This is a genomic window from Seohaeicola saemankumensis (genome assembly GCF_042678485.1).
In the GTDB taxonomy this organism is placed as follows: domain Bacteria; phylum Pseudomonadota; class Alphaproteobacteria; order Rhodobacterales; family Rhodobacteraceae; genus Seohaeicola; species Seohaeicola saemankumensis.
Genome location: NZ_JBHTKR010000003.1, coordinates 560,540 through 576,914, shown reverse-complemented (window position 1 = coordinate 576,914; position 16,375 = coordinate 560,540). Strand labels below are relative to the sequence as shown.

General features: G+C 61.3%; 13 protein-coding genes and 1 tRNA gene. 12 read left to right on the top strand and 2 right to left on the bottom strand.

The features are described from left to right. Positions 1-19: 19 nt before the first annotated feature. Positions 20-96, top strand: a tRNA-Met gene (locus ACFQ3C_RS09735). Between the two features lie 240 nt (positions 97-336). Here ACFQ3C_RS09735 and ACFQ3C_RS09730 read toward each other — a convergent pair. Continuing rightward, positions 337-987 (bottom strand): response regulator, encoded by a 651-nt coding sequence (locus ACFQ3C_RS09730; RefSeq protein WP_380791109.1) that lies wholly within the window; start codon positions 985-987, stop codon positions 337-339. 269 nt (positions 988-1,256) lie between these two features. Here ACFQ3C_RS09730 and ACFQ3C_RS09725 point away from each other — a divergent pair, with 269 nt between their 5' ends. The 4 genes from ACFQ3C_RS09725 to preA all read left to right on the top strand — a co-directional run bounded on the left by ACFQ3C_RS09725 (position 1,257) and on the right by preA (position 7,228). Beyond that, a complete protein-coding gene (locus ACFQ3C_RS09725; protein ID WP_380791107.1) occupies positions 1,257-1,751 on the top strand; it encodes an oxidoreductase in 495 nt (164 codons plus the stop codon). A gap of 4 nt (positions 1,752-1,755) precedes the next feature. Continuing rightward, entirely contained in the window at positions 1,756-4,374 is a 2,619-nt protein-coding gene (locus tag ACFQ3C_RS09720; protein WP_380791104.1) for an ATP-binding protein, read from the top strand. 192 nt (positions 4,375-4,566) lie between these two features. Then, the gene (locus ACFQ3C_RS09715) at positions 4,567-5,895 is read left to right on the top strand and encodes an NAD(P)-dependent oxidoreductase (RefSeq protein ID WP_380791101.1); all 1,329 of its coding nucleotides are present in this window, start codon (positions 4,567-4,569) and stop codon (positions 5,893-5,895) included. A gap of 28 nt (positions 5,896-5,923) precedes the next feature. Further along, a complete protein-coding gene (gene preA, locus ACFQ3C_RS09710) occupies positions 5,924-7,228 on the top strand; it encodes an NAD-dependent dihydropyrimidine dehydrogenase subunit PreA (RefSeq protein WP_380791098.1) in 1,305 nt (434 codons plus the stop codon). A 438-nt stretch (positions 7,229-7,666) separates the two neighbouring features. Here preA and ACFQ3C_RS09705 read toward each other — a convergent pair whose 3' ends face one another. Further along, entirely contained in the window at positions 7,667-8,335 is a 669-nt protein-coding gene (locus ACFQ3C_RS09705; protein ID WP_380791096.1) for a TetR family transcriptional regulator C-terminal domain-containing protein, read from the bottom strand. A 230-nt stretch (positions 8,336-8,565) separates the two neighbouring features. Here ACFQ3C_RS09705 and ACFQ3C_RS09700 point away from each other — a divergent pair, with 230 nt between their 5' ends. The 7 genes from ACFQ3C_RS09700 to maiA all read left to right on the top strand — a co-directional run bounded on the left by ACFQ3C_RS09700 (position 8,566) and on the right by maiA (position 16,350). Beyond that, entirely contained in the window at positions 8,566-9,816 is a 1,251-nt protein-coding gene (locus tag ACFQ3C_RS09700) for a Zn-dependent hydrolase (RefSeq protein WP_380791147.1), read from the top strand. Positions 9,817-9,946: 130 nt separating this feature from the next. Next, entirely contained in the window at positions 9,947-11,407 is a 1,461-nt protein-coding gene (gene hydA, locus ACFQ3C_RS09695; protein ID WP_380791094.1) for a dihydropyrimidinase, read from the top strand. Between the two features lie 93 nt (positions 11,408-11,500). Next, positions 11,501-12,301 (top strand): ABC transporter ATP-binding protein, encoded by an 801-nt coding sequence (locus ACFQ3C_RS09690; RefSeq protein WP_380791091.1) that lies wholly within the window; start codon positions 11,501-11,503, stop codon positions 12,299-12,301. Positions 12,302-12,553: 252 nt separating this feature from the next. Next, positions 12,554-13,486 (top strand): ABC transporter permease, encoded by a 933-nt coding sequence (locus ACFQ3C_RS09685; RefSeq protein WP_380791088.1) that lies wholly within the window; start codon positions 12,554-12,556, stop codon positions 13,484-13,486. Further along, positions 13,483-14,328, top strand: a complete 846-nt coding sequence (locus tag ACFQ3C_RS09680) for an ABC transporter permease (protein ID WP_380791085.1) — start codon at positions 13,483-13,485, stop codon at positions 14,326-14,328. Before ACFQ3C_RS09685 ends, ACFQ3C_RS09680 begins: the two co-directional genes overlap by 4 nt. A gap of 65 nt (positions 14,329-14,393) precedes the next feature. Then, positions 14,394-15,383: an ABC transporter substrate-binding protein gene (locus ACFQ3C_RS09675; protein WP_380791082.1), complete on the top strand. Its 990-nt coding sequence runs from the start codon at positions 14,394-14,396 to the stop codon at positions 15,381-15,383. Positions 15,384-15,705: 322 nt separating this feature from the next. Next, positions 15,706-16,350 carry a maleylacetoacetate isomerase gene (gene maiA, locus ACFQ3C_RS09670; protein ID WP_380791079.1) on the top strand — a complete coding sequence of 215 codons (645 nt, stop codon included), beginning with the start codon at positions 15,706-15,708 and terminating at the stop codon, positions 16,348-16,350. The last annotated feature ends 25 nt before the right edge of the window (positions 16,351-16,375 follow it).

Below are 16,375 nucleotides of genomic sequence, written 5' to 3'. Positions count from 1 at the left end.
AAACGATCACAATCAATACCGCGGGATGGAGCAGCCCGGTAGCTCGTCAGGCTCATAACCTGAAGGTCGTAGGTTCAAATCCTACTCCCGCAACCAAAAATACAATAAATACAATGCGATAACGGCCACCCTCGGGTGGCTGTTCGCATTTGTGGCATAAGCCTGGAAGCAACGCGGTGGCGGCCAAACGCGAAAAGGCCTGTGGCAGCAACGGAATGTCCCACACGAAATGGGAAACGCCCCGTTGCATGAACCTTCGGAATGCTACCTTGCTCGGCCTATCTGTTGCTCTGCTGGGGGCTTCGTATCACCGCCAAAGATGACGAGGCCGCGCGCCTAGGTATCGATGAGTGCCATGTCCCGGCCGATCACGGCGGCATGGGCCCTGTTGCGGGCGCCCAATTTCTTGCAGATCGAACGCATGTACATTTTTACCGTGGTTTCGTTCTGATCCAGGTCATTGGCGATGTACTTGTTGGTCAGCCCGCTTGCCGTCAGGCGCAGCACGTAAAGCTCCACATCGTTCAGCTCTTCCCGTTCGCCCGCGCTTTGCTTGTCCTTCAGCGCGTTTGTGGGCACGAACATCTGCCCCGACCCGATCAATTCCAGAACGCTGACTAGCGACTGCAGGGGCATTGTCTTCGGGATAAGGCCGCGGACACCCATCTCGATGGCGCGGTTCAGGCTGTGACGATCAGCCGTCGCAGAGAACAGCACGACCTGTCCCTTGCCAGCATCCTCGACCACCCTGCGTACGCAGTCCATCCCGACCAGACCGGGCATCTTGAGATCCAGCATCACGATGTCGAAGGTTTCCGAATTCTGGAGACACTCGATCGTTTCACCGAAGGTTTCTGCTGTCTCGACATAGAACCTGCCGGTGTTTGAAAGCAAAGTTGCAACGGCTTCTCCGATCAGCCTGTGATCATCGGCCAGCAAGACCCTGGTCACGCGCGCGACCTGCTGTTGATGGGGTGTGGTCGCCATGGCGTTCTTTCCGCTTGTGTTTTGCTTTTCCCGCAAACCGCCGACCAGCGCCATCCTTGGTAGTGTCGAGCGAACCACCGGAGCAAAGTCGTCAAATTTGTACTATAATCTTGCCGGCAGACTGCGCCGCAATGATGGAAATATTATCAATACCGCTATAGGTGTAAACTGTCCGCAACCTTTTATAGTTGGCATTATCCTATGATACTATTGCCGGACGTAAAGTGCGGCGATACCTGTTTGACTGAATAAGAAGGAATTGGTTTGTCATGTTACGCCGGGATTTGATGCGTCTTGCTGGTGCTGCCAGTGTTTTTTCAGTTTGCGGCAACCTTGGCTGGGCCAATACCGATGCGTTGCTGGCCATTGATCCTGCTGGCGATGGATCAACCCTGCATCACTTCAGCGATGCGGATCTGATGGCGCTGCCACAGGTCGAGTTTGCGACCTCGACGATCTGGACGGATACCGTTGCCATGTATTCGGGGCCGACACTGGCCTCGGTGCTTGATGCGGCAGGTGCAGCTGACGGACGGCTGGTGATGACGGCAATCAACGACTACAAGGTTGAAATGCCCCGTTCCATAGTCGAACCTGCCGCGCCGATCATAGCGAACCGGATCGATGGTAAGCCCTTCGGTATCCGCGAGAAGGGGCCGCTGTGGTTGATGTTCCCTTTCGATTCAGACAGCCGCTACCAGAGCGAGGAGGTCTATTCCTTCTCGATCTGGCAGCTTACCCAGATCAGGGTTCTGCAAGGATGATCCGTTGTTCGCCTTCATAGGCAGCCGCGTCCTGGGGCAGGGCAATTCCCGCCGGTTGACGGCCTTTTCATTGCTCGCTTTGCTGGTACTTTCCTGCGTCGCAATGGTCTACAGCGCGCAATCGTTTCGCGACAGGATCGACGCTGTCCGGGCGTCTCAGTCGGACAATGCCGGCTGGTTGATCTCGCAGCTTGACGTTGATCACAAGGCACTTGCGCTAGCCATCGACCGGGTTCTGTTGTCGGACATCTATCCTGATCTGCTGACCTACGAAACCGCTGGGCTTTCGGCGGTGAACCTGCGCTTCGATATCTTCTACAGCCGGGTCGAGACCGTGATTTCCGCACTGCGACGCGAGGCACTGTCCGACAGGTTGACGGAACGGCTGTCCGTGCTGGGCGCGACACGCGATGCGATGGCAACAGAGATCGCCGCGATTACCGAAGGGGACAGGGATCGGCTTTTGCGCTTTGGGGAAAGCGTGAAGGACGCGGGACCACTGGTGCGCGATATCACCACGCTGGCCCTTCAGTTCTACGTCGCGCAATCCGAACGCGTGCGCCAGATGGAGCAGTCGCTTCTCAGGCAATTCTGGATCCAAAGCCTTGTGCTGCTGGTCCTGATGATCGTTTCGGCCTGGTTGGCCCTCAGTCTGTGGCGAGAACTGGAAGACAGGACCGTGCGAATGCAGCGGGCCCTGGATACGGTGTCAAAGGTGTTTGATGTCTCTCTCGGCGCCATCGTGATCACCGACATGAAAGGGACCATCCAACTGGCCAACCCTGCCGCGTCCAGCGTTTTCGGTGTGCCCCAAGATCAGCTTGTGGGGCGGCAACTGGATGAGGTGATGGTCGTTGAGGGGCTTCATGACCCCCAGGGCCGGATCGCGGGGACCAGCGTCGGGCAACGCCTGATGGCGGGTGCGGGGCCGATGCGGATGGACGCCAAGCGCATGGACGGCACGCCATTCAAGGCAGAGGTTTCCGTCGTCGGGGATGCCGATCTTCATGGTCGGCCCATCATCATCGGGTTCATCCGCGATATCTCGGAAATGGTTGCGGCGGAAGACAGGCTGCTGGAGGCCCGCGATGAGGCGCAGCGCCATGCCGCAGCAAAGGCCATGTTCCTGGCGACGATGAGTCACGAAATGCGTACACCGCTTCATGGTGTGATCGCATCGCTTGACCTGATCGAGGACAGCAGCTTGGACGACGAGGCGCGCGCCCTGCTGCAAACCGCACGAGATTGCAGCGATCGCGCCCTGCAGCAAGTCAACGACGTTCTCGAAATCACGCGCCTGGGTGAAAGCCAGCTGGGCGAGGTTCCGTTCAAGCCCGCCGATGTGGCGGCCGATATCCTGCGCGAGCTGCGGCCCATGGCCGTGGCGCGCGGCATTGCCCTGGATCTGGATATCCGGGGGCAGGGCAGTGACCAGGTCTGCCGTGGCCTTGCGAATGCCTTTTCCCGTGCGCTTTACAATCTTGCCGGTAATGCCGTGAAGTTCACCGATCACGGGCGTGTTGCGATTTCGCTGACGTTCCAGCCTGTCGCGCAGGATACGTTGGGTTTGCGCGTCGAGGTCGCTGATACCGGCATCGGCATTGCGCCCGCCGATCAGAGCCGCATTTTCGCCGAGTTCGAAACGGTGGACGCCGTGGCCAGGGGGCGTGAGACAGGGACAGGGCTTGGTCTGGCCATCGTGCGGCTTGCCGTCGCGCGCATGGGCGGCGTGCTGGAATTGCAAAGCGCATTGGGCCAGGGCAGTACCTTCAGCTTCGACATCACGCTGCCCTCCGCATCCGAGGGTGGCGATACCCTGCCCACACATCTGCAAGCATCGCCGACCGATCCCAAGGTGTTGGCAGACTCTTGCCCCCTTGATGTGCTGGTTGTCGATGACAATGCCGTAAACGTCGTCCTGATGTGCAAGATGGTCCAGAAGATGGGCCATCGCGCCGTACAGGCATCCAATGGATTGGAGGCTGTCGCCCTTGCTTCGGCCCAGGCATTTGACGTGATCCTGATGGATGTCAGCATGCCCGTGATGGAGGGCCGCGAAGCGACCATGCTCATTCGGTCAGGGGGGGTGTCCTCTGGGGCCGTGATCATCGGTGTGACCGCTTTCAGTGATGAGGAACGTCTGAAAGACTTGAAGGCAAACGGGATGGATGACGTGTTGACCAAGCCCGTGAATACGGTCGAACTGGCTGATGCCATCGGGGCAGTTTGGGACATGCGGCTTTCCGACGATCCCATTGAGACCGCAGACGAGGGGCCCTTTGACCCCGAGCTTGGAACGGCACTTGCACAACTGGGCGATATGTTGGACCGCCCGAGCGCGCTGCGTTTCATGTTCCAGGCCCTTGACGATCTCGAGGGTATGCTGCCGATCATGCTTGATGACGATATCCCGCTTGAGGCGATTGCAGACTGTGTGCACAGCGTGACCGGCTCAACCGCCGTGGTCGGGCTGGCGCGCTTGTCCGCGCTTGTCGCGAGGGCCGAAAAAGCATCACAGAACGCAGACAGGGCGGAACTGAAGCGGCTGCATGCCGAGATTTCCACCCTTCTCGACGCAACGCGAGCAGGGCTTGCGCGGGCAGGCTCGGCCCTGTCCGCGTAACCTGCTGCAACCCCTGCCAAGATGATCCCGCAGCGATACGGTGCCGCTGCCGTTGCGCCTTTGGGATGCACTGAAAGGCGCGCCCGCCGGCCCAGGCAAGGATGCGTTCATAAACTGCCTAAATTTTACCAGTTGATAAAAAATGGAATCGTGGAATACTGCCTCTGAGGATTGAACACAGGAGAGGCTTTGATGACTGCAAATCCCCTTGCAGAAGGGATCGTGGCAGGGCGGCTTGACCCCGCAGCCTATGCCGACCATTTCGCGGACCTGCACCCCCCTCTTGATGATCACGAGGCGCTGGTCGCTGCGGATCGTTGTTATTTCTGCCATGATGCGCCCTGCATCACGGCTTGCCCCACCGATATCGACATCCCGCTTTTCATACGCCAGATCGCGACCGGCACACCCGAAGCGGCGGCAAAGACCATTTTTGAACAGAATATTCTGGGGGGCATGTGCGCCCGCGTCTGTCCGACGGAAACCCTCTGCGAACAGGCCTGCGTGCGTGAAAAAGCCGAAGGCAAGCCCGTCCTGATCGGACAGTTGCAGCGCTATGCAACGGACACCCTGATGGCGCAGGGCGTGCACCCTTTTACCCGCGCGGCCCCCACGGGTAAGCGCGTGGCGGTGGTGGGCGCGGGGCCTGCGGGCCTGTCCTGCGCGCATCGTCTGGCCATGCTGGGCCATGACGTGACCGTGTTTGACGCCCGCCCCAAGCCCGGCGGACTGAACGAATACGGGATCGCCGCCTATAAATCCGTTGACGGTTTCGCCGAGGCCGAAGTGAACTGGCTGCTCAAGATCGGCGGCATCACCATCAAGACCGGCGTGGCCTTGGGCCGTGACGTGACGCTGGCCGAAATGCAGGCTGATCACGACGCGGTCTTTCTGGGTATGGGGCTTGGCGGTGTCAACGCGCTGGACGTGGACGGTGCGGAAAAGGCGGGTGTCCGCGACGCCGTCGATTTCATCGAGGACCTGCGCCAGTCAAAGGACCTTGCACAACTGCCGATCGGCCGTGACGTTGTGGTCATCGGCGGCGGCATGACGGCGGTGGATGCCGCCGTGCAAGCCAGGCTGCTGGGCGCGCTGAACGTCACCCTGGTCTATCGCCGGGGCCGCGACCGCATGAACGCCAGCCGGTTTGAACAGGATCTGGCAGCTTCGAAGGGTGTGCGGATCATCACCAACGCAAGCCCCGTCGCCGTGCATGGCAATGGCGCGGTGCGCGAGATCGAATTCGAATATACCGATGACGATCTGAAACCTACCGGGCAACGCATCCGCCTTGCTGCCGATCAGGTGTTCAAGGCCATCGGCCAGACGCTGGCCGGTGCAGGATTGCCGCAGGTTGCGAAGGGTAAGATCGCCGTCACAGGTGCTGGCCGCACCTCGGTCAAGGGTGTCTGGGCCGGGGGTGACTGCGCCAGCGGTGGCGACGATCTGACCGTGACGGCAGTGGCCGAAGGCCGCGACGCCGCCATGGATATTCACAGCGCATTGACGGGCAAGGGCTAAGGCCCGCCCAGACAGGGAGACCAGCATCATGGCCAATCTCGCATCCGAATTCGCGGGCATCAAATCGCCCAACCCCTTCTGGCTGGCATCCGCCCCGCCCACCGACAAGGAATACAACGTCCGCCGCGCCTTTGAGGCCGGCTGGGGCGGGGTCGTCTGGAAAACCCTGGGCGAGGCAGGCCCCCCCGTCGTCAACGTCAACGGCCCACGATACGGTGCCGTATGGGGCGCAGACCGCCGCCTTCTGGGCCTCAACAACATCGAACTGATCACCGACCGCCCGCTTGAGGTGAACCTGCGTGAAATCAAATCCGTCAAACGCGACTACCCCGACCGCGCCATGGTCGTGTCGCTCATGGTGCCCTGCGTGGAAGAGGCGTGGAAAGCCATCCTGCCATTGGTCGAGGAAACCGGCGCCGACGGGGTCGAGCTGAACTTCGGCTGCCCCCATGGCATGTCCGAACGCGGCATGGGCAGCGCCGTGGGCCAGGTGCCCGAATATATCGAAATGGTCACCCGCTGGTGCAAGCAGAACACCCGGATGCCCGTGATCGTGAAACTCACGCCCAATATCACCGACATCCGCAAACCCGCTGCCGCCGCCCATGCCGGGGGCGCCGATGCGGTCAGCCTGATCAACACGATCAACTCGATCACATCGGTCAACCTCGACCTTTTCGCGCCGGAACCCACCATCGACGGCAAGGGCGCGCATGGCGGCTACTGCGGCCCGGCTGTCAAACCCATCGCGCTGAACATGGTGGCCGAGATTGCCCGCACGCCTGAACTGGCGCATTTGCCCATCAGCGGGATTGGCGGCGTGACCACATGGCGCGATGCCGCCGAATTCATGGTGCTGGGCGCGGGCAATGTGCAGGTCTGCACGGCGGCCATGACCTATGGCTTCAAGATCGTGCAAGAGATGATCAGCGGCCTCAGCCAGTGGATGGACGAGAAGGGGATCGAGCGCACAGCCGACATCGTCCGCCGCGCCGTGCCCAATTGCTCGGACTGGCAGCACCTGAACCTGAACTACGTGGCCAAGGCGAAAATCAACCAGGATCTCTGCATCAGCTGTGGCCGCTGCTTTGCGGCCTGTGAGGATACCAGCCACCAGGCCATCGCCATGTCGCCGGATCGCGTCTTCACCGTCAAGGACGATGAATGCGTGGCCTGCAATCTGTGCGTCAACGTCTGCCCCGTGCAGGACTGCATCACGATGGAGGCGATGGCACCGGGAACCGTCGATCCCCGCACCGGCAAGGTGGTCGAGAGCGATTACGCCAACTGGACCACCCACCCCAACAACCCCGGCGCCGTGGCGGCGGAATAACAGTCTCTCCCTGAGGCACCTTGCGCGGTCACCATCCTCCCGGTGGCCGCGTTTTTTGTTTTGGGGGGAAGCGGGTATCACCCCGCCCAGGAACAGCGGCGCAGCCGCCCCGGGCAGCGGTGAGGAGGATCAGCAAACTGTCCGGGGGACAGTTTGCCCGACGAGCACCGCCCCCCGGGCGGGCGCTTTTGCACAGTAGCGAAATACGCAGGCCGAGGATGTGATTGCACCATAAACTGCCACAGATCAGCGTTGCAGCGCCCCCCCGCGGTCGGCCGCTGGTCGGGGGGCAGGGGCCTCAATCAACGGGTGCTATATAGCTAGTCGCCATATTCATTGCTCCAGTCTTGATAACCCCTAACAAATCCCTGATGCCCACTGCCAACCCATTGAAACCATTAGCTTCGGGAAATGTCTCATCATGGGTCAGCCCCCGGATCAGACCTTGAGCATCCGGCGGAACATCGTCTCGAGATAGGTGGCCGCGCCGGGGAACACCCCGCCCCCAGATTCGGGATCGGGCATCAGGACATTCACCTGCGCCTCGAAATCCGCATAGTGCTGGGTGGTCGCCCAGATCGAAAAGATCAGGTGCCGGGGATCGACCGGCGCGATCCGCCCCGCCGCCGCCCAGCCCGCGATCAGCGCGGCCTTTTCATCCACCAGCGGTTTCAGCCGCTTCTCAAGATGCGGCCCCATCCTTGGTGCGCCCTGCAGGATCTCGTTGGCGAACAGCCGGCTTTCGCGCGGATAGGCCTGCGCCATATCCAGCTTGCGCCGCACATAGGCGATGATCTCCTCTAGCGGTTCACCCTCCGGGTTCATCTGCTCCAGCGGGTCCAGCCATGTCTCCATCAGCTGGTTCAGCAGCGTGACATGGATCGCTTCCTTGCCGTCGAAGTAATAAAGGATGTTCGGCTTGGACAACCCCGCCTCGGCCGCGATCTGATCCAGCGTGGCGCCGCGAAACCCGTGGGCCGAGAATACCTCGAGTGCCGCATCGAGAATCCGCTTTCGATTGCGTGTCTGGATGCGGCTGCGTTTGACGGCAGGTTGCGCGCGGGGTTTTCCGCCCGCCTTGCCGCCGCTCTTTTCCCCGTCCTTCATCCGCCCTCTCACTGCTGCGAAATTCATCGCTCGTCGCTGTGCCCACCTGCCTCCAGACTGCCGGTTCAAGACAAATCTTGACACAGATGGCGCGGGTTGCAATCGTCACTTTACCAATTGGTAAAAAAGCGACAAGGCGCAAGCCGTTTGGCAGGGTGTATGGTGCGCCGAAAGGCGGCGCCCCCTGCGCTGACACAGCGCCGATGACGGACAAGACAGGGAATGACACGATGGCCGCACCCGGTGAAAACCTCAAGATCAACCCGGACCGCCTGTGGGACAGTCTCATGGAGATGGCCAAGATCGGCCCCGGGATCGCGGGCGGCAACAACCGCCAGACCCTGACGGACGAGGATGCCGAGGGTCGCGCCCTGTTCCAGCGCTGGTGCGAGGAGGCAGGCTGCACCATGGGGCTGGATACGATGGGCAACATGTTCGCCCGGCGCGAAGGCACGGATCCCGACGCGCTGCCGGTCTATGTCGGATCGCATCTGGATACACAGCCCACGGGCGGGAAATACGACGGGGTTCTGGGCGTTCTGGGCGGGCTGGAGGTGATCCGCACCCTGAACGACCTGGGTATCCGCACGCGCCATCCCATCGTCGCCGTGAACTGGACCAACGAGGAAGGCACGCGCTTTGCCCCCGCAATGCTGTCATCCGGCGTATTTGCGGGTGTGCTTGAGGAAGGGTGGGCCAAGGATCGCATCGACGCCAAGGGCAAGCGGTTTGGCGATGAGCTGAAACGGATCGGCTGGGAAGGCGACGAGCCCGTGGGCGCGCGCAAGATGCATGCCTACTATGAATTGCATATCGAACAGGGTCCGATCCTTGAGGCCGAACACAAGGACGTGGGTGTTGTCACCCATGGGCAGGGCCTGCGCTGGGTGCAATGCACGGTCACCGGCAAGGGTCAGCACACCGGATCGACCCCCATGAGGATGCGCCGCAACGCGGGTCGCGGATTGGCGCAGGTCACTGAACTGGTGCACGAGATCGCGATGAAGCATCAGCCCGCCGCCGTGGGCGCGATCGGCCATATCGACGTTTATCCCAACAGCCGCAATGTGATCCCGGAAAAGGTGGTCTTTACCGTCGATTTCCGCAGCCATGTGCTTGAGACGCTGGAGGCGATGGTGGCCGAATTGCACGAGCAGGCTCCTGGCATCTGCAAGGCGCTGGGTTGTGACTTCGAAGCCGAGGTGGTCGGCGCTTTCGACCCCCCCGCCTTCGACGAGGGCTGTGTGACCGCGATCCGCAATGCCTGCGAACGTCTGGGGTACAGCCATATGGATGTGATCTCGGGCGCCGGGCACGATGCCTGCTGGATCAACCGTGTGGCCCCGACCGCGATGATCATGACGCCCTGCGTGGACGGGCTCAGCCATAATGAGGCCGAAGAGATCACCAAGGACTGGGCCCGCGCCGGGTGCGACGTGCTGCTGCATGCGGTGGTGGAAACGGCGGGCATCGCCGAGTGATGACAGGCCAAGGGGGCAGAGGGGGGCCAGCCCCCCACGTTCAACTGCGTTGAACGATTCCCCCGGGATATTTGAAGCAAGAAGAAACGGGGGCCGAATGGCACCCATGCGCGCGACAAGGAGGGTTGAGATGACCAAGGTGATCAAGGGCGGCACGGTCTGCACGGCGGACCGCACTTGGAAGGCCGATGTGCTGATCGAGGGTGAGACCATCAAACAGATCGGCGAGAACCTGAAGGGCGACGAATACATCGACGCGGAAGGGGCCTATGTGATCCCCGGCGGCATTGACCCGCATACCCATCTGGAAATGCCCTTCATGGGTACCACGGCGGCGGAAACCTTCGAGAGCGGCACCTGGGCGGCGGCCGTGGGGGGCACCACGATGATCGTGGATTTCTGCCTTCCCGGTGCGGATGGCAGCATCAAGAACGCGATCAACGAATGGCACCGCAAGTCCGCGCCTCAGATCTGTTCCGATGTGGGCTATCACATGGCGATCACCGGCTGGAACGAGACCGTCTTCAACGAGATGAAGGACGCGGTCGAGATGGGGGTGAACAGCTTCAAGCATTTCATGGCCTACAAGGGCGCGCTGATGATCGAGGATGACGAGATGTTCGCCTCCTTCAAGCGCTGCGCCGAACTGGGCGCGCTGCCGATGGTCCATGCCGAGAACGGCGATCTGGTGGCCGAGATGCAGCAGAAATATTTCGATCAGGGGATCACCGGGCCCGAGGGGCACGCCTATTCCCGCCCGCCCGAGTTCGAAGGCGAGGCCGCGAACCGTGCGATTACCATCGCAGATGCGGCGGGGGTGCCGCTTTATATCGTGCATGTGTCCTGTGAGCAGGCGCATGAGGCGATACGGCGCGCGCGCCAGAAGGGGATGCGCGTTTATGGCGAGCCGCTGATCCAGTTCCTGACGCTGGACGAGAGCGAGTATTTCAACAAGGATTGGGATCACGCCGCCCGCCGCGTGATGAGCCCGCCATTCCGGTCGAAAGATCATCAGAACAGCCTTTGGGCCGGGTTGCAGGCCGGGTCCTTGCAGGTTGTCGCCACCGATCACGCCGCTTTCAGCACCGAACAGAAGCGCGCGGGCCGGCATGATTTCCGCATCATCCCGAACGGGTCGAACGGTCTGGAAGAGCGGTTGGCCGTGCTCTGGACAGAAGGGGTCGAAACCGGCCGCCTGACGCCCAATGAGTTTGTCGCGGCCACCAGCACCAATGTCGCCAAGATCCTGAACATCTATCCCAAGAAGGGTGCGATCGTTGAAGGGGCCGATGCCGATATCGTGGTCTGGGATCCCAAGATCACCAAGACGATCAGCGCATCGAACCACCATTCGGTGCTGGATTACAATGTCTTCGAAGGCTTTCAGGTCAAGGCGCAGAGCCGCTATACCCTGAGCCGGGGCGAGGTGATCTGGGCCTGGGGGCAGAACAGCCAGCCGCAACCCGGACGGGGCCGTTTCGTGCCGCGCCCGGCCTTCCCGTCGGCCAACGTGGCCTTGAGCAAGTGGAAGGAGCTGACAGCGCCCAAGATGATCAGGCGCGATCCGCTGAATATTCCGGCAGGGATCTGAGCCAGACCGGAAATCATCCAGGATAACAGGGTTTCGGGCTTGATCCGGGGCCTTGCCGCCAGCCAATACTGCGGCCAGCAGGAGAAGACAGACGTGACCATCCAACCCGGGATCAGCGCCCCCGTGATCAGCGCAAAGGGGCTTGATCTGACCTTTCAGACCGGCGACGGGCCAGTTCATGCCTTGCGTGATGTGTCACTGGACATCGGCAAGGGGGAATTCGTCAGCTTCATCGGACCCTCGGGCTGTGGCAAGACCACATTCCTGCGCGTGATGGCGGATCTTGAACAGCCGACAGCCGGGCAGATCACTGTCAACGGCACCTCGCCCGAGGCGGCGCGCAAGGCCCGCGCCTATGGCTATGTGTTCCAGGCGGCAGGGCTTTATCCCTGGCGCACCATCGGGGGCAATATCCGCCTGCCGCTGGAGATCATGGGATATGACCGGGCCGATCAGGATGCACGCGTCGCCCGCGTTCTTGATCTGGTGGAACTGGGCGGGTTCGAGAAGAAATATCCCTGGCAGTTGTCGGGCGGGATGCAGCAGCGCGCCAGTATCGCACGGGCGCTGGCTTTCGATGCCGATATCCTGCTGATGGACGAACCCTTCGGCGCGCTGGATGAAATCGTGCGCGACCATCTGAACGAGCAGTTGCTGAAGCTCTGGGATCGCACCAACAAGACGATCTGCTTCGTGACCCATTCGATCCCCGAGGCGGTCTATCTGTCGACCAAGATCGTGGTCATGTCACCGCGTCCGGGCCGGATCACCGATGTGATCGACAGCCCCTTGCCCCGGGCGCGCCCGCTGGAGATACGCGATACGCCCGAGTTTCTGGAAATCGCCCATCGTGTCCGTGAGGGCCTGCGCGCGGGACATGCCTATGATGATTGATCGCGGTCCAGCCTGTTCCGCCGATACGGGTGGAAGAAAAGCAGGCGCCTGCCTCCCTTCACACCCGTCCCGCGTTTTGTGCAAGGTGGCGGACCCCTTCACCGTTCACGGTCATCGGCTCTCCAGCCTGTACCGTTTCTGCATGAGAGCACCAATTCCTTTCATCGTTCTTAAAATACTCAAGGAGCTGCGTCTGCCGCAGGCGGGACGATCCGAGTATTTGAGGAACGATGAAGCCGGGAGTGTCCGGGCATGAGAAACACATTGCCTGTCCTGACGGTTCTGATCGCGATCCTGGCGATCTGGTATGTTGCCGTCGCACCGATGAATATCCGCGTGGCCCTGGACCAGGCGCAGCGCGACGGCGCGGCGCTGCAGCCCGAAACTGCCCTTGAACGGCAGGAGGTGTCGGTCTGGTCGCTGATGCTGCACAACCCCGCGCAGATCGCCGAGACCTACAGGATGGATCGGCCGCGCCTGCCTACGCCGGGACAGGTTGCAGCCGAGTTGTGGAAAACGACAGGCGAGATGGCCCTCAATGGGCGCGCGATGTCGAAACGCTCGTTGATCTATCACGGCTGGATCACGCTGCATTCCACGCTCTGGGGGTTTGCGCTGGGCACGGCGCTGGGCATTCTGGGCGCGGTTGCCATTGTCTATTCCCGCGTCGTGAACATGAGCCTGATGCCATGGGCGATCATCAGCCAGACGGTGCCGATCGTGGCGCTGGCGCCGATGATCATCGTCGTCTCGTCGCAACTTGGCATTCAGGACAGGGCCGTGCCCAAGGCGATCATCTCGGCCTATCTGTGTTATTTCCCGGTGCTGGTGGGCATGGTGAAGGGGCTGCGCTCGCCGGCGCATGCGCAGCTTGACCTGCTCAAGACCTATAACGCCTCGGGCTTTCAGGCCTTTCTGAAGCTGCGGCTGCCGGCCTCGGTGCCTTATCTTTTCACGTCGCTCAAGGTGGGTATTGCGGCAGCGCTGGTCGGCACCATCGTGGGCGAACTGCCGACGGGTGCGATCAGCGGGTTGGGCGCGCGCATCCTGATCGGGGATCAGTTCGGCACGCCACTGGCGATCTGGGCGGCTCTGGTCGCGGCGGCGGTGCTGGCGGGCGTGCTTGTCACGCTGCTGGACCTGGCGCAGCGCGTCACCCTGCGGCGCATGGGGATGGCGCCATGATCTGGCTTGTCTTCGCGCTTGTCTTCTGGCTTGGCGCCTGGGCCTTCAACGCCTGGCTCGCCAATTCGCGCTGGGGCGGACACCGCAGCGCAAGGATCGCCGTGCCCGTCATCTTCGGGATCACGCTGCTGGTGCTATGGGAGGGGCTTGTGCGTGGTCTGGGCGTATCGCCCGTCATCCTGACCGCCCCTTCGACCGTGGCGCAGACCTTTTCAGCCTCGACCGGGATCCTGTGGGAAGATTTTCGCCAGACTGTCCTGAAAGGGGCGCTGACCGGTTTCGCGATCGGTAGCGCCGCCGCCCTTGTCACGGCGGTGCTGATCGACAGGTCCGCCTTCCTGACCCTTGGTCTGCTGCCTGTCGGCAACTTCGTGGCGGCCCTTCCGATTGTCGGAATCGCCCCCATCCTTGTCAGCTGGTTCGGGTTCGACTGGCAATCCAAGTCGGCTGTCGTGGTGGTGATGGTGTTTTTCCCGATCCTGGTGAACACCGTGCAGGGCCTGCGCGAGACTGACGCCATGCAGCGCGACCTGATGCGTACCTATGCGGCGGGCTACATGCAGACGCTGTTCAAATTGCGCCTGCCTGCGGCGATGCCATTCGTCTTCAACGGGTTGAAGATTGCCACGACGCTGGCGCTGATCGGCGCGATCGTGGCGGAATATTTCGGCTCGCCCACACGGGGGATGGGGTTCCGCATCTCGACCGGGGTGGGCAGCCTGTCGATCGATCTGGTCTGGGCCGAAATCTTTGTCGCGGCCATCGCCGGGACATCCTTCTATGGTATCGTGGTATGGATCGAAAGGATGGTGACCTTTTGGCATCCATCCCAGCGCAGATAAAAAAGCCGCCAAAAAGAAGCCGTTGAGGCCGGGCACAACAAACGTTCAACAAGGAGAAATGACAGATGAAGAAACTGATGACAGGAGCCGCCCTTGCCATGGGTCTGGCCAGCGCCCCGGCATGGGCCGCAGATGATGTGACGCTACAGCTGAAATGGGTCACGCAGGCCCAGTTCGCGGGCTATTACGTGGCACTCGACAAGGGATTCTTTGAAGAAGAGGAGCTGAACGTGACCATCCTTCCGGGCGGTCCGGACATTGCACCGACGCAGGTTTTGGCCGGCGGTGGCGCGGATGTGACGGTGGAATGGATGCCCGCGGCCCTTGCCGCGCGCGAAAAGGGTCTGCCGATGGTCAATATCGCACAGCCTTTCAAATCCTCGGGGATGATGCTGACCTGCTGGAAAGACGCAGGTATTGCCACGCCTGCCGATCTGAAGAACCGCACGCTGGGCGTTTGGTTCTTTGGCAATGAATTCCCCTTCATGAGCTGGATGAGCCAGCTGGGCATTTCCACCGATGGCAAGAGCGAGAACGGCGTCGAGGTTCTGAAGCAGGGTTTCAACGTCGATCCGCTGATCCAGCGCCAGGCCGACTGCATCTCGACCATGACTTATAACGAGTACTGGCAGGTGATTGACGCGGGCGTGACCGCGGAAGAACTGGTGACCTTCAAATACGAGGATCAGGGCGTGGCAACGCTGGAAGATGGTCTCTATGTGCTTGAGGAAAACCTTGCCGACCCGGCTTTCGTCGACAAGATGACCCGTTTCGTGCGCGCCGCGATGAAGGGTTGGAAATACGCCGAGGAAAATCCGGATGAGGCGGCGATGATCGTTCTGGACAACGACCAGACCGGCGCACAGACCGAAGCGCATCAGAAGCGGATGATGGGCGAGGTGGCCAAGCTGACCGCAGGGTCGAACGGCGCACTGGATCCCGCCGATTACGAGCGCACCGTAGCCACGCTGCTTGCGGCGGGCGCCGATCCCGTGATCACCATGCAGCCCGAAGGCGCCTGGACACATGTGATCAGCGATGCCGCGCTGAATTGACCTTTTGCTGAAAAGCTTTCTGAAAGGGCCGGTGAAAGCCGGCCCTTTTTTCATGGCGACAGGTCATCGTCGCGCGGGCGGGTCATGACTTGGGTATTGACAGGCCCCTCCCATGATCGCAAAGTCAACCAAGCGGTCGGTTTTGGTCGATGTCGGTGTTTTCACCATGCTCAGCGATAAAGAGTGCTTTTGTGCTGATCCAAGATGACGTATCGTAAATTGACATGATGCATAATTATTAGTATGCATCCTAATCGCGGGAACCTTTGGGAGGAGGGCTCATGATCCAGGCTTGTGTCAGCGCCCTCGCGGGCATTCGGTCATGAAGTTCTTTGGCTACTTCCGCAGCTCATCCTCTTATCGTTGCCGCATCGCTTTCAATCTCAAGGGGTTGGATTACGAATTTGCGCCGGTCCACCTGAAACAGGGCGCGCAGAAAAGCCCCGCTTTCACGGCGATCAACCCGCAGCGCCTGCTGCCGGCGGTGATCACGGATGAAGGCGCGGAGCTGACGCAATCGCTGGCGATTCTCGAATGGCTTGACGAAACCCATCCCGAACCCGCGTTTCTGCCCACCGATCCGGTAGGGCGGGCCCGTGTGCGTGCCTTCGCACAGGTCATCGCCTGCGAGATCCATCCCCTGCAAAACCTGCGGGTGCTGAAGTATCTTGCAGATGAATTCGGTGCCGATGCAGAAGCGACGACGCGCTGGCTGACCCGCTGGATCGCCGATGGGCTTGAAGCCTGCGAGGCGCTGCTGGCAAAGCGCGACCGCGCGACGCCGTTCTGTTTCGGCGATACGCCGGGTCTTGCCGATATATGCCTTGTGCCACAACTCTTTTCCGCGCAACGCTTCGGGGTGGACTTCAGCCATCTGAAGTTGCTCGCGGACATCAATGCGCGCTGCGAGGCGCTTGCGGCATTTGCCCAGGCGCATCCAGCGTGCCAGCCGGATTTCGAACCCTGATCCGTCAGGACGGCATTCGGCAACA